This is a genomic window from Chryseobacterium sp. MEBOG06 (assembly GCF_021869765.1).
Lineage (GTDB): Bacteria > Bacteroidota > Bacteroidia > Flavobacteriales > Weeksellaceae > Chryseobacterium.
The window spans coordinates 4,867,322-4,881,308 of record NZ_CP084580.1; the positions used below are offsets into that span (position 1 = coordinate 4,867,322).

13 protein-coding genes and 1 riboswitch are annotated in these 13,987 nt (G+C 37.5%); of the genes, 2 read left to right on the plus strand and 11 right to left on the minus strand.

Annotation, left to right across the window (positions count from 1 at the left end):
• Positions 1-280: 280 nt before the first annotated feature.
• Complete coding sequence (locus LF887_RS22195; RefSeq protein WP_236856424.1) at positions 281-2,503, plus strand: TonB-dependent receptor domain-containing protein; 2,223 nt, start codon at positions 281-283, stop codon at positions 2,501-2,503.
• A gap of 87 nt (positions 2,504-2,590) precedes the next feature.
• On the opposite strand, the gene LF887_RS22200 is transcribed toward LF887_RS22195, so the two are convergent.
• The 11 genes from LF887_RS22200 to LF887_RS22250 all read right to left on the minus strand — a co-directional run bounded on the left by LF887_RS22200 (position 2,591) and on the right by LF887_RS22250 (position 11,492).
• Positions 2,591-3,301 carry a HesA/MoeB/ThiF family protein gene (locus LF887_RS22200; protein WP_236856425.1) on the minus strand — a complete coding sequence of 237 codons (711 nt, stop codon included), beginning with the start codon at positions 3,299-3,301 and terminating at the stop codon, positions 2,591-2,593.
• Between the two features lie 30 nt (positions 3,302-3,331).
• A complete protein-coding gene (thiH, locus tag LF887_RS22205; protein ID WP_236859538.1) occupies positions 3,332-4,450 on the minus strand; it encodes a 2-iminoacetate synthase ThiH in 1,119 nt (372 codons plus the stop codon).
• Between the two features lie 10 nt (positions 4,451-4,460).
• Positions 4,461-5,237, minus strand: a complete 777-nt coding sequence (locus LF887_RS22210; RefSeq protein WP_236856426.1) for a thiazole synthase — start codon at positions 5,235-5,237, stop codon at positions 4,461-4,463.
• Positions 5,238-5,324: 87 nt separating this feature from the next.
• Positions 5,325-5,939 (minus strand): thiamine phosphate synthase, encoded by a 615-nt coding sequence (locus LF887_RS22215; RefSeq protein ID WP_236856427.1) that lies wholly within the window; start codon positions 5,937-5,939, stop codon positions 5,325-5,327.
• 24 nt (positions 5,940-5,963) lie between these two features.
• A complete protein-coding gene (locus LF887_RS22220; RefSeq protein WP_236856428.1) occupies positions 5,964-6,551 on the minus strand; it encodes a thiamine phosphate synthase in 588 nt (195 codons plus the stop codon).
• Complete coding sequence (gene thiC, locus LF887_RS22225) at positions 6,548-8,359, minus strand: phosphomethylpyrimidine synthase ThiC (RefSeq protein ID WP_236856429.1); 1,812 nt, start codon at positions 8,357-8,359, stop codon at positions 6,548-6,550. Before thiC ends, LF887_RS22220 begins: the two co-directional genes overlap by 4 nt.
• Positions 8,360-8,383: 24 nt before the next feature.
• Positions 8,384-8,590 (minus strand): sulfur carrier protein ThiS, encoded by a 207-nt coding sequence (gene thiS / locus LF887_RS22230; protein WP_236856430.1) that lies wholly within the window; start codon positions 8,588-8,590, stop codon positions 8,384-8,386.
• A 57-nt stretch (positions 8,591-8,647) separates the two neighbouring features.
• A riboswitch (TPP riboswitch) is annotated at positions 8,648-8,744 on the minus strand.
• A 144-nt stretch (positions 8,745-8,888) separates the two neighbouring features.
• On the minus strand, positions 8,889-9,566 hold the full coding sequence (locus LF887_RS22235) for an RluA family pseudouridine synthase (protein WP_236856431.1): 678 nt from the start codon (positions 9,564-9,566) through the stop codon (positions 8,889-8,891).
• Positions 9,567-9,577: 11 nt separating this feature from the next.
• Entirely contained in the window at positions 9,578-9,895 is a 318-nt protein-coding gene (locus LF887_RS22240; RefSeq protein ID WP_236856432.1) for a hypothetical protein, read from the minus strand.
• Between the two features lie 5 nt (positions 9,896-9,900).
• Positions 9,901-10,716, minus strand: a complete 816-nt coding sequence (gene panB, locus LF887_RS22245; RefSeq protein ID WP_236856433.1) for a 3-methyl-2-oxobutanoate hydroxymethyltransferase — start codon at positions 10,714-10,716, stop codon at positions 9,901-9,903.
• A 62-nt stretch (positions 10,717-10,778) separates the two neighbouring features.
• Entirely contained in the window at positions 10,779-11,492 is a 714-nt protein-coding gene (locus LF887_RS22250; RefSeq protein WP_236856434.1) for a Crp/Fnr family transcriptional regulator, read from the minus strand.
• Positions 11,493-11,580: 88 nt separating this feature from the next.
• Here LF887_RS22250 and LF887_RS22255 point away from each other — a divergent pair, with 88 nt between their 5' ends.
• A complete protein-coding gene (locus LF887_RS22255) occupies positions 11,581-13,959 on the plus strand; it encodes a heavy metal translocating P-type ATPase (protein WP_236856435.1) in 2,379 nt (792 codons plus the stop codon).
• Positions 13,960-13,987: the final 28 nt, after the last annotated feature.

Genomic DNA, 13,987 nt, shown 5'->3' on the forward strand with positions numbered 1-13,987 from the left:
ATTTCCTCCTTCATCAGTATGAGATGAAGATAATAATCTGATGTATTTTTATAAAAACGAAATAAACCCAAATTTTCACCTAACTATCAATCAGTTAAATAAGCAACCCATTACGTATACATTCGGAAACCCATTAATTTAACTTTATCGGGAACTATTTTTTCCTCTATCAATATATAATGAATTTATTCTTCTACAGACAAAATTGTAATTTATACAATAGAATTGTTGTAACAAATTATATTTTTTAGCGTCTAACCCAATAGTAGTAAAAAACATTATGAAAAAAACTATATTCGCTTTATCACTCTTAAGTTTTGTTTTTGCCTTTTCACAGGAAAAAGATAATAATACATCTAAAGAGAAACAGATAGAAGGTGTTGTGATCACCAAAACTAAAAAAGCCGTTGAACAGAAAGCAGACCGAACTATTTTCGACTTTTCAGAGCAGCCTCAACTGAACAACGGAAATGTACTGGAAGGAATTAAAAAGCTTCCGGGGCTTGTAGCCACAGACATCGCAGGAATGATGTATCAGGGGAAAATGCTGGATGTTTATCTTAACGGAAGACCTTTAAATATTACTTCGAACGAGCTAAACTCTTTTCTGGAAGGAATGCCAGCCAACTCTGTAGAGAGGATTGAAGTGGTTACCCAGCCAGGTGCTGAATTTCCAGCAACTTCCGGAGGGGCCATCATGAACATCATTACGAATAAAAATGCCAATAAATACTTAACAGCTACTTATTCTGGAAATTATTCTTTCTCGAATTATGATAAGTATAGAAACAGGACAACCAACTCCCTTAATTTAAATGCAAGAAATAAGTTTTTCGGATGGCAGCTGAACGTGGGGCAAAATTACCGTGAAGGAATGTTGAATACACAACAGGACAATATTTTAAATGGTAATACGGATCGATTTTCCCGCGGATATTTTGCAAAATCAGGATTATCATTTGATTTAGGACAAGATAAATTACTCCTTAACTACGATATTTATCACAATAATAATGATAACTATACTCTGAGTCATGGTATTGGTGACAAAACACCGGATAAAAGCCCTCAGGGATTTTACTATAGGGATTATGAGTTTAACACCTCAGATATTGCTCACACGAATACGGTAAGACAGGAAGCTGTAGTAACGTATCAGAAACGTTTCTTTGATAAATCTCAAAAACTGGATTTCCAGTTCGGATATACAAAGGCTTATACAAAGTTTGGGCAGGATAATGTATTTTTTGACAAAACTTTTGAAAAGCCAGAGGAAAAACTGCCAAGAGCCGTTCTCGGAAATACAGTGAATAACAATTCTGATATGAGGGTTGCTAATTTTAAGATCGATTATTCGCAGCCAATCAAACTTCTTGATGGTGGCAAAGTAAGCGCGGGAGGATTATACGAAAGACAGGATTTTGATACGGAAAGTTTTGGGCTTACCAATTTGAATTATCACAGACAAACAGCTTCTACTTATTTAGAATTTCAGGCTAAATTAAAAAAGTTTGATTTTACATTGGGAGCAAGAGCGGAAAACTATGATATCTATGGAATTACAAGAAAGGATAGTCTGGGAACGATTATACAGAAAGATCTGACTCCTTTTAAGAAATTTAAACTTTTCCCCAATGCCAGCGTACAGTACAACCTGATGAATCAGGTGAATATTTCTGCGAATTATAACAAAAAGATAAGCTTACCAAGTATTTCAGCTCTTAACCCCAATAATACAACCTTTGCAGGACCGAATACGCAGATCAATGGTAACCCAAATCTTCAGCCTACTATTTTTGATAATTATGAGCTGAAAATTTCTGCTTTTGATTATGCTTTTATTGGATATAGTGTAAGCTCGGCGAATAACCAGGTCGCACAGATCATTAGAAAAGACGGTAGAAATCTTTATAATGAACAGGTGAATATCTCAAATATGAAAATTCATAACTTCAATGTTGGACTTCCTGTTCCGTTTTTAATTTTCAGTAAGTCAATAGGGGAAATCATGAAGTCTAACTTCAATCCTGACAAAATGAATTTCATGTATATCTACGCAGGATATCAAAAGCATGAAATTGATAACCTCAACAACAAGGGGTTCTGGATTTTCAATATAATGACCCAGCTGCTTCTTCCAAAAGATATCAAACTGACAGCCAACTATAGCTATCTGACTCCTAAAGCAGGCTATTTTTACTTTACAGCGGAAAAACCTTTTAACAATAATGTAGATATTACATTAACGAAGAAGTTTATGAATAACCGTCTGACTGTATCTGTTTTTGCAAATGATATTTTCAACGGACAGGTGATGCAGGTACGTTCTAATCCTCCTTTGGGCGAGAGTGTAATGCTTAGAACCAAATATGATTCAAGAAACTTTGGGGTTTCAATCAATTACAAAATTCCTACGAAGAATAAACTGGCTAAGGAAGATGCAAATATTCTTAACAGTACTAAGAAAGAGGATAACGGAGGTGTAATGCAGCAAGGACAATAATTTTTTTATATCAAAATAAGATGAGGCAGTAATAATTTTACTGCCTCATTTTTTATATGTGAGAAATTGGTTTCATACAAAAGATACTTAAAAATCTATCGTTTGAAATCTCCAATTGAATGTATCAACAAGGGTAATCTGATTAAGGTTCACAGGAAGTTCTGTAATAATTTTCAGGGTCTGAAGTGCCATCATACTTCCTATTATTCCCGGTAATGCTCCTAAAACCCCAAGACTGTCACAATCGGGTACGTCTTCATCAAAAGGCGGATCGGGAAATATATCCCTCAGGTTTTTGCTTCCTTTATGATTGAATACCGCCAATTGTCCTGAGAATCCAAGAATACTTCCATACACTAATGTTTTTTTAAGTTTCACACAGGTGTCATTGACTAAATATCTTGTGGAAAAATTATCTGACCCATCTACTATAATATCATACTGAGAGAGTATTTCCGCTGCATTGGCGCTATTAATTTTTTGTTCAATTGCTACAAAATTAATCTGACGATTCAGGTTTTCTACAAAGTTTTTGGCACTTTTAACTTTTGCAGTTCCTACGCTATTTTCGGTATGTATAATCTGCCGGTTCAGGTTATGAAGTTCAACAAGATCAAAATCAGCGGCACCTAAAGTCCCGACTCCTGCAGCAGAGAGATATTGAATGATAGGGCTTCCAAGACCTCCTGCTCCTATAACAAGTACTTTTGAACCCATTATTCTCTTCTGACCTTCCAATCCTACTTCTTCAATAAATATCTGCCGGCTGTATCTTTTAAAAATATCTTCACTTGTCATTTCACTCAATTTAAATCACAATTCTAAACGTTAATAACCACTGTACACAGAATCCCAGTCTTTCATCACGGGATCATAGCCTGCTTTGCTGATCATGGTTTTAATGGCTTCCACACTTCTTTCATCACTGGTTTCAAACTGCTCCAAAGATTCTTTATCTACGGAATATCCTCCGGGATTGGTTTTTGATCCTGCACTCATTGCTGTTGCTCCCAGTGATACAATATTATTCCGGAATACTTCATTTTCTCTTGTGGATATTGATATTTCAAGGTCTTCATTCCAGATTCTGTAGGCACAGATTAACTGGAGTAAATCTTTATCTTCCATAATAAAATTGGGTTCTATAATTCCTTCTGCAGGCCGCAATCTCGGAAAGGAAACCGAAAATTTACTTTTCCAGTACTGCTTCTGTAAATAATCAATATGAAGTGCATTGAAAAAACTGTCTACACGCCAATCTTCCAATCCCAGTAAAACCCCCAATCCTATTTTATGAATACCCGATTGTCCTATTCTGTCCGGTGTGTCCAGACGAAAATGGAAGTTAGATTTTTTACCTTTCGGATGATATTCTTTATAGACTTCCTGATGATAGGTTTCCTGATATACCAATACAGAATGTACTCCTTCCTTATGCAGAATCCTGTATTCATCTTCCAGCAAAGGCTGTACTTCAATGGAAATATTGGAAAAGTGAGGTTTTAATAATCGGACAGCATTTTGAAAATACGGAACTCCAACTATTTTATTGGCTTCTCCACTTACCAGCAGTACATGATTAATCCCCTTTGATTTCAGGACTGAAGCTTCAATCATTAACTCCGTATCAGAGAGCGTTTTCCGTTTCAAAGGATTGTCTAAGCTGAATCCGCAATAGGTACAGATATTCTGGCATTCATTACTCAGATACAAAGGAGCGTACAGCTGAATAGTCTTTCCAAAGCGTTTTTGAGTAAGAGAACGCGTCATTTTTGCCATCATCTCCAATTCCCGGGAAGCCGCCGGTGAAAGTAGATTCAGAAAATCATCAATTGTTTTATTCTTTTTCTGAAGACTTTGATAAACGTCTGTTAAGCTTACCTTATTAAGCCTGTTCTTTACATCACTCCAGTTATATTGTTCAAAAACATCTTTAAAACTGTTCATCATTTTGGTTTTATTCAAATAAAAACGAAGTAAGCGGGCTTGAAGCTTCTGCATGGTTTGCAATACTCCCTAGTCCCGATTCAAAAGCCCGTCTTCCGGCAATTACACCTTCTTTAAAAGCTACAGCCATGTTTAATGGGTTTCCTGCTACAGCAATGGCTGTATTAACAAGAACTGCATCAGCTCCCATTTCCATTGCTTTTGCTGCATCTGACGGGGCACCTATCCCGGCATCTACTACTACCGGAACATTGCTCTGGCTAATAATAATTTCCAGAAAATCCTGTGTTCTCAGTCCTTTATTCGTTCCTATCGGAGCTCCCAAAGGCATTACTACGGCAGTTCCTGCATCCTCAAGGCGTTTGCACAATACCGGGTCTGCATGGATATAGGGCATTACTACAAATCCTAATCTGGCAAGTTCTTCTGTAGCATAAAGTGTTTCTATAGGATCGGGTAATAAATATTTTGGATCTGGATGAATTTCAAGCTTTACCCAGTTGGTTTCAAGTGCTTCCTGGGCCAGCTGAGCGGCCAATACAGCTTCTTTAGCTGTTCTAGCCCCTGAAGTATTGGGTAAAAGATGAACGTTTGTAGCTCTCAATGAGTCTAGCAAATCATCTTCTGCAGACTGTGCGTCAATTCTTTTGAGTGCCATAGTCACCATATCAGTTCCTGAAGCGACGACAGATGAGGTCATATCGTTGAGACTCCCGAATTTACCTGTTCCTAAAAATAGTCTGGATTCAAAAGTTCTTCCTGCTATTACTAATTTTTGATTGTTCATATACAAATATTTATTTTTTTGTAAAGCCATATCCGGTCGTTAATTTCAACTGTTTTTGTTCAGTGAAATACTTCGTCAATAACGATTTCATATCATTGCTTTTTTTAAATCATTAATAATGGATGGCTGTCTAGTAATCTCACCAGAAATTGAAGCTCCGTAAATTCCGATCTCCTGTAATGGTAAAAGATCATCCAGAGTAACACTGCCAATAGCAAAGATCTTTGGAATCTCCATCGATCTGTTTTTTAAATAATTAACAATTCCCAGATACCCCTCAAAGCCTAAAACAGGGCTCAGCTTTTCCTTCGTAGCAGTAAATCTCAGGGGCCCCAGACCTATATAATCACAGCGCTCATTAATTCTTTGAAGTATATCAGATATTGTATTGGCTGTTCCGCCAATGAATTTGTTTTCCCCTAAAATAAGTCTTGCTTCTTCTACAGAACCATCATTCAACCCCAAATGAACACCATCAGCATCTATATTTTTTACCAGCTGAACATGATCATTAATGATACAAACTGACTTATATTCTGAACATAATTTTTTTGATAATTCACAAAGGCTTATCAATTCATTTTCAGGAGCATTTTTCCATCGTACCTGCACCCATTGTATTCCGTGGTCTAAAGCTTTCCGGATATTGAATTCCTGTTCCTGTTTTGTGTTTCCCTGCGATATGTATTGTAATTTTTCCATGTTTATAAAGAATGTTTTCCGAGATTATAAAAGGGCATTTTTTATGCATTTTTTAAAACTATTTATTGGTTCTTCACTCTCCCAAACTGCCCCTAACAAAGCAACTCCATCCGCTCCGGCGTCCAAAGCCTCCTGAATATGGGCAAGATCAATTCCTCCCAGAGCAATCAGTTTTACATCAGGGTTCCTTCTGTGTTTTATACTCTCCAAAACTGTTGAATTTTCACCATATCCTTTTTTAGAAATACTTGGAAAGAACGGGCTTATGAAAGCATATTCCCATTCTTTTTCCAAAGCATTGTAGGTGGTAATATCATGCACAGAAGTTGAGATGACATTTTCCTCTGTAAAAGGCCTTTGTTTTTCTTCAAGCCTGTCTATTTCTCTAAAATGAAATCTCGAAATCCCAAAATCTCTGCCCAGATCATAATGGGTATGGAGAACCAGCTGAGGATAAAATAAAGCATCAATCTTATTGAGATAGCCGATCATCTCCTGTAGAGCCATTTGAGGTTTTCTGATATGGAGCAGATCTAGCCCTTCCTGAAACATCTGGTTAACAGTGTCTATTTCATTTCGAACCTTCAGTTCAGGAGTGATAACAAGGATCATATATAGATTTCTTTTCCTTTTTCAATAAATTCCTGTGATTTATCCAGCATTCCTTTTTCTGCAGACTCCCTGATCTCCTGAGTAATTTTCATGGAACAGAATTTCGGTCCGCACATAGAACAAAAATGGGCAATTTTAGCCCCATCAGCGGGAAGAGTTTCATCATGATAGGATCTTGCTGTTTCCGGGTCTAATGAAAGATTAAACTGATCTTCCCATCTGAATTCAAATCTGGCTTTACTTAGGGCATTATCTCTGTATTGCGCTCCAGGATGTCCTTTCGCCAAATCTGCAGCGTGTGCAGCCAGTTTATACGTGATCACTCCAACTTTTACGTCATCTCTGTTTGGAAGTCCTAAATGTTCTTTCGGTGTTACATAGCAAAGCATGGCACAACCAAACCATCCGATCATTGCAGCTCCAATTCCGGAAGTGATATGATCATAACCGGGGGCAATATCTGTAGTTAGAGGTCCTAGGGTATAGAATGGAGCTTCATGGCATTCTTCAAGCTGTTTCTCCATGTTTTCTTTAATCATATGCATAGGAACGTGTCCGGGACCTTCAATCATTACCTGTATATTGTGTTTCCATGCAATTTTTGTCAGTTCACCTAAAGTTTCCAGTTCTGCAAACTGAGCTGCATCATTGGCATCAGCAATAGAACCGGGACGCAGACCATCTCCCAGAGAGAAGGCAACATCATATTTTTTCATAATCTCACAGATCTCTTCAAAATGAGTATACAGGAAACTTTCTTTATGATGGTATAAGCACCATTTTGCCATAATAGATCCGCCTCTGGACACAATTCCTGTTACTCTATTGGCTGTCAAATGGATATAACGTAATAAAACTCCTGCATGAATCGTAAAATAAGAAACCCCTTGTTCAGCCTGCTCAATCAGAGTATCCCTAAAAACTTCCCATGTCAGATCCTCTGGTACTCCTTTCACTTTTTCCAGAGCCTGATAAATTGGAACGGTACCAATTGGAACCGGACTGTTTCTGATAATCCATTCTCTTGTCTCGTGGATATTCTTCCCTGTTGAAAGATCCATAATGGTATCAGCTCCCCATCGGCAAGCCCAAACTGCTTTTTCAACTTCCTCTTCGATACTTGATGAAACGGCACTGTTCCCGATATTAGCATTAATTTTCACCAAGAAATTTCTTCCGATGATCATCGGCTCACTTTCCGGGTGATTGATATTATTAGGAATAATAGCTCTTCCGGCAGCGATCTCATCTCTTACAAACTCCGGTGTAATCTTAGTTTTCGGTGTATTGGCTCCAAAGCTGTTTCCGGCATGCTGAAAAGCCATTTCTTTTGAAACAGATTCCAGCTGTTCTATTCTTTGGTTTTCCCTGATGGCAACATATTCCATTTCAGGAGTGATAATTCCCTGTTTTGCATAATACAGCTGGGTAAGTTGTTTTCCTTCCTCAGCCACCTTAGGCTGATGATCATATGCAAAACGTAATTCATCAAGACGAGGATCCGCCAGACGGGCTTTCCCGTATTCTGATGTAATTCCTTCCAGGATACTGACATCTTTTCTGTCCAGGATCCATTGCTCCCTTATTCTCGGAAGTCCCTTCTGAATATCAATTTCTGCGGTTTCATCGGTATAGGGGCCTGACGTATCATAAACAGTTACCGGAGCATTATGTTCAAAGCCTCCATTAGTAAGTTTGGTGGGACTAAGCTGTATTTCACGCATTGCTACACTGATAGGATGTATTTTCCCTTCAACATAGATTTTCTTTGAGTTCGGAAATGGCGAACACGTAATTGAATGAGCCATAAGTATTGGTATTAAATATGAGAATTAACCGCCTTGAGTGGCAGTAATGATTAAAACTGAATCTCTGTCATTAAGGATGGTTTCTGCCCAGGCGGACAGCGGAATAATACGGTTGTTGAGCGCTACAGCAATACCCTTTTTCTTTCCGGGTAATTCAATAGCCAGTAAAGCTTCCAGATTTTCGGGAAGTATATCAAATGTTTTTCGGGTGTGGTTGATTATAAGTTCCATTCCTAATTATTTAAATACACTTTAGGAATGGCCATTATTGTACAATAGAATGTACAGCAAAAGTCATCAGCTTTTCCCTACGCTGGTATGATCCAGATCAGGTTCAAAGGGTAAAATCTCAGTCTGTTGATAACAGACACCCCTAAAGTCTGGGACGAAGTTAGTTATTTTTTAAGAATGCACAAAATTGAATTTACATTCAGTAAAAAACCATCCCGTAATTGAGATGGTTTAGTATTCTAGCCGCTGAATACATAAGAGTTTGATCAGCGTATCTTAGGGGGATAAAGTAATCGTTTTAATTTTCACAGGCTCTCCAAATAGCATCATTTTGCGGAACGGGAGCTGTAATTTCAATTTTTTCTTTAGTGACCGGATGAATAAACTCCAGTTTTCTTGCATGAAGATTAATTCCTCCATCAGGGTTGGAACGTGGAGAGCCATATTTTAAGTCTCCTTTTATTGGAACTCCGGTTTTTGATAGCTGAGCCCTGATCTGATGATGTCTTCCGGTTTCAAGATCAATTTCCAGCAGCAGATAATTATCTAATGTCTTAATAACATTATAGGTTAAAATCGCTTCTTTTGCTCCTTCTGTAACTTTAGTGAAAACAATGGCTTTATTATTCTTTTCATTTTTCTTTAAATAATGAACCAGCCTTTGGGTCTGTGGAATGATTTCTTTTGCCACCACTGCCCAATATGTTTTCTTGATCTCCCGGTTTTTTACCATCTGAGTAAGACGGGAAAGAGCCTTGGAAGTTTTAGCATAAATGACCAATCCCGAAGTTGGGCGGTCTATACGATGAACTAAACCGAGAAAAACATTTCCCGGCTTAGCATCTCTTATTTTTATAAAATTCTTTATAGATTCTAATAGTGATTCATCACCGGTTTTATCACCTTGTACAAGCTGTCCGACTTTTTTATTAATCACCAGAAGATGGTTATCTTCATATATAATCTGCTCCTTCATAACTCTTCAGTCTATCTTCTTCTATTTGAAAGTGACAGGATAATCCCTCCCAGAAGGCCAATTGTTTTAACGGCTGAAAGTTTTGAATCTTCAGGTATAAATGCTCCCAATACACAAATAGCTGCTGCTGCATACATGGCATACACAAAGTTTTTATTGGTAAGCAGCGGAGCCTGAATAAAGAAACTGGCGCCTATGAGAACGTAAAAAATTTTTCTTGAAAGTAAATGATTGATTTCCGGAGAAAATAAATTAAACCAGCCTACAGCAAGACAGATCAATGCTAATATGGATAATATTCCCTGGATAGATTGTTGTTGGTTTTGCATGTGGATTAATAACTTTCGTTTTCATTAGGAAATTCTACACTCTTCACATCTTTTACATATTGAGCAACAGCTCCTGTAATTTCTGTGTAAAGGTCAAGGTATCTTCTTAAAAATTTGGGACTGAAACCTTTGTTCATCCCTACCATATCATGATACACCAAAACCTGACCGTCACAATCTGCACCTGCACCAATACCGATCGTAGGAATAGAAATGCTTTCTGTTACTCTTTTAGCTAATTCAGCAGGAATCTTCTCTAAAACCACAGAAAAACAGCCTAGTTCTTCCAAAAGCTGTGCATCAGCAATCAATTTTTCTGCTTCAGCTTCTTCTTTTGCTCTTACCTTATAAGTTCCGAATTTATAAATAGACTGTGGAGTTAACCCCAAATGTCCCATTACCGGAATACCTGCATTGATAATTTTCTTGATTGATTTGGAAATTTCTTTACCTCCTTCAATCTTTACCGCATGAGCTCCCCCTTCTTTCATCATTCTTACGGCAGATTCAAGCGCTTTTTCGGGATTACTCTGATAAGTTCCGAAAGGTAAGTCTGCTACTACTAAGGCTCTGTCGGTTCCCCTTACCACACTTTGAGCATGATAAATCATTTGATCCAGCGTAATAGGTAATGTAGTTTCAAAACCAGCCATTACATTCGCTGCAGAGTCTCCAATCAAAATTGCGTCTACTCCACCTGCATCTACCATCTTAGCTGTGGTAAAATCATAGGCGGTAAGCATTGTGATTTTTTCCTTGTCGAATTTCATTTTACGCAAGGTTTCAGTCGTAACTTTTTTAATTTCAGAGTGAACAGACATAATTTATCTATTTTTAAAAGTTAAAAAGTCGGCCTATAGCCGACTTAAGTTTTGTATGATTTTTATAAAACTACGTGACCGAGTTTCATTAGTTTATCGTGATTCAGAATTTTGATGTTTCTTCCATCTACTTCGATGAGGCTATCCTGCTTGAACTCCGAGATCAAACGGATGGCACTTTCTGTAGCTGTACCAATGATGTTTGCGATCTCTTCTCTTGTCAATGAGATTTTGATAAATCCTTCAGGATCAACTCCGAGCTTCTGCTCCAGAAGCAACAGAATTTCAGCCAGCCTTTCCCGTACAGTTTTCTGCGCCAGAAAAGTGATAGTATTGGAAGATTCTCCTAATTCGTATGAAATTTTTTGAAGCATTACGAAAGACAGTTGTGGATCTATCTCCAAAAGATACATGAATATATCTGCGGGTAAGAAAACACATTCTATATCTGTCATTGCTTCTGCTTTGGCTTGGAAATTTTCCCCGCAAAGCAAAGAACGATAGCCGATGATATCCCCTTCTTTGATAAATCTTAAAATCTGATCTTTCCCGAAGGCACCTGATTTCGAAAGTTTAGCGGCTCCTTTTTCAAGAACAAACACTCCTTTCGGAGTTTCTCCATCCTCAAAAATAGTATCGTGTTTCTGAAAACTCAATCTTTTTTTACCGTTAATATACTTCTCAAAATCTGTGCTGGAAAGTCTTTCCTTAAATGATTTATCATTAAAAACTTTGGCGAACCTCTCTTCAATTGCTATCTGTTGTTCCTGCGGCATTTTATATGATATTTATCACAAAAATAGAACTTTTTAACACGATAAACAAAAAAATTTGTTATAATTTTGTAGTTCAATATTTTATGGGGTGAGCGAGAACTGTTTTCATTGTGGTCAAGGTATAGAAAAAGAGCGGATTTTATTTAACGAAAAGATTTTCTGCTGTAACGGCTGTAAGTCCGTTTATGAAATTCTGAATTTAAATAATTTAAGTAATTTTTACGAACTGAATAAAGGGGCAGGAATTCGTCCGGGTGATGAAAACTCCACTCAGTTTGATTATTTGGATACTCCGGAAATCTTTGAAAAAGTCACTGATTTCTCAGAAGGAAGTACAAGTCTTGTCACCTTCAAGATCCCTGTAATACATTGTTCTTCATGCATCTGGCTATTAGAAAGCCTTCACACTTTAAATAAACACATCAAATATTCTCAGGTTAATTTCACCAGAAAGACTTTGCAGATTTCTTTCAACCATAATGATCTGAAATTAAGCCAACTCGCCAACTTCTTAACCAATCTCGGGTACAAACCTGTCATCAGTCTTGAAACAGCAGAAAAAAATGTTGACCATCTTGATAAATCTCTGCTTGTAAAATTTGCTATTGCAGGTTTTGCTTTTGGAAATGGAATGTTTTTGGCCTTCCCTGAATATGTAGGGGGAGAAGACTACTGGATGGAACATTATAAAGGGCTCTTCAGAACATTGATGTTCCTACTGGCATGCCCTGTTGTATTCTACTCTGCTTCAGACTACTACAAATCCGCATGGTACGGATTAAAAAATAAAATCGTCAACATCGATGTCCCTATTGTATTGGGAATATTTGTTCTTTTTGGAAGAAGTATCTATGAAGTGGTTACTAATTATGGCCCTGGATATTTTGACACGCTGTGCGGGCTTCTTTTCTTCATGCTGATGGGGAAAATATTCCAGAAAAGAACCTACAGCGCTCTTTCGTATGACAGAGATTATAAATCTTTCTATCCAATTGCGGTTACAAAAGTAGATTTTGAAGGGAAACAGCAGAACATTTTGCTTTCAGAAGTTAAAGTGGGAGACCGTATCTTAGTTAGAAATCAGGAAATCATTCCTGTAGACGCTATCCTTATTAACGGGGAAGGAAATATTGACAATAGCTTTATCACTGGAGAGAGCGAAAGCATCAGTAAACAGCCTGGGGATAAAATCTTCGCAGGAGGTAAACAGATTGGATCTTCACTGGAACTGGAAGTCATAAAAGATGTAGACCAGAGCTACCTAACTCAGCTTTGGAATAAGGAAGCTTTTAAGAAGCATGAAACAGGACTTGACACACTGACAAACAACATCAGTAAGTATTTCACATTCATCATTTTAGGCATTGCACTGATTTCCGGAATATACTGGTCATTTGTCGATCTGGAGAAAATGTTTCAGGTCATTTCAGCCATTCTGATCATTGCCTGTCCATGTGCGCTTGCTCTATCCGCGCCTTTCACATTCGGACACATTATGAGGATTTTAGGCCGAAATAAGTTCTATGTAAAAGATACGTTAACGATTGAAAAAATCGCAAAACTGGACACTATTGTTTTCGACAAAACAGGAACAATAACCCACAGAAAAAAATCAAACATTAAGTATGAGGGTATTGAAATTAATGAATTTGATTTATTAAACATCAAAACTCTGCTAAAAAACTCTAATCACCCGCTTTCAAAATCCCTGTATGAGTTCATTGAGGAAAGTGATGATTATTTTCCGGTGGAAAACTTTGTGGAAATATCAGGGAAGGGATACGAGGCAAGTGTAAGAGGAAACGTATATAAAATTGGTTCAGCACGTTACAACGCCCAGCAACCCATGAATCTTGAAACAGCTGTTTATATCAGCAAAAACGATCAGTTTATAGGAAAATTCATCTTCAAAAATGAATACCGCCCCAAACTTAAAGATCTGTTCACCAAACTTGCTCATTACAATATATTCATTCTTAGTGGAGACAATTCTTCGGAAGAAAAACAACTTAAGGAGCTTATTCCAAATTACAAAGGAATGGCCTTTAATCAAAGCCCGGAGGATAAACTGAATTATATAAAAAATCTTCAGGACCAGCATATGAAAGTAGCCATGCTTGGCGACGGGCTCAATGATGCAGGAGCTTTAAAACAAAGTAACGTAGGTATTGCTATTGCAGATGATACCAACAGCTTTACTCCGTCCTCTGATGTGATCATGAATGGCGAAAAAGTAGTTACGCTCGATAATTATCTGAACGTTTGTAAAGGATCTATCAATATTGTGAAAATGACATTTATAATCAGTTTTCTTTACAATATCATTGGGTTAAGTTACGCAGTTACAGGGCATATGCACCCGCTATTTGCCGCTATCATCATGCCAGCCAGCTCTATTACGGTAGTTACCTTTACGACAGTTTCAACCTGGATTTTAGGCCGCAAACATTTCAAAAAACAGGCTTAAACGCCCTTATTTAGACTGATTTTAAATT

Coding starts and splice junctions, on each gene's coding strand:
- LF887_RS22195 (WP_236856424.1), top strand. CDS start 281: ATGAAAAAAACTATATTCGCTTTATCACTCTTAAGTTTTGTTTTTGCC.
- LF887_RS22200 (WP_236856425.1), bottom strand. CDS start 3,301: ATGACAAGTGAAGATATTTTTAAAAGATACAGCCGGCAGATATTTATT.
- thiH (WP_236859538.1), bottom strand. CDS start 4,450: ATGAACAGTTTTAAAGATGTTTTTGAACAATATAACTGGAGTGATGTA.
- LF887_RS22210 (WP_236856426.1), bottom strand. CDS start 5,237: ATGAACAATCAAAAATTAGTAATAGCAGGAAGAACTTTTGAATCCAGA.
- LF887_RS22215 (WP_236856427.1), bottom strand. CDS start 5,939: ATGGAAAAATTACAATACATATCGCAGGGAAACACAAAACAGGAACAG.
- LF887_RS22220 (WP_236856428.1), bottom strand. CDS start 6,551: ATGATCCTTGTTATCACTCCTGAACTGAAGGTTCGAAATGAAATAGAC.
- thiC (WP_236856429.1), bottom strand. CDS start 8,359: ATGGCTCATTCAATTACGTGTTCGCCATTTCCGAACTCAAAGAAAATC.
- thiS (WP_236856430.1), bottom strand. CDS start 8,590: ATGGAACTTATAATCAACCACACCCGAAAAACATTTGATATACTTCCC.
- LF887_RS22235 (WP_236856431.1), bottom strand. CDS start 9,566: ATGAAGGAGCAGATTATATATGAAGATAACCATCTTCTGGTGATTAAT.
- LF887_RS22240 (WP_236856432.1), bottom strand. CDS start 9,895: ATGCAAAACCAACAACAATCTATCCAGGGAATATTATCCATATTAGCA.
- panB (WP_236856433.1), bottom strand. CDS start 10,716: ATGTCTGTTCACTCTGAAATTAAAAAAGTTACGACTGAAACCTTGCGT.
- LF887_RS22250 (WP_236856434.1), bottom strand. CDS start 11,492: ATGCCGCAGGAACAACAGATAGCAATTGAAGAGAGGTTCGCCAAAGTT.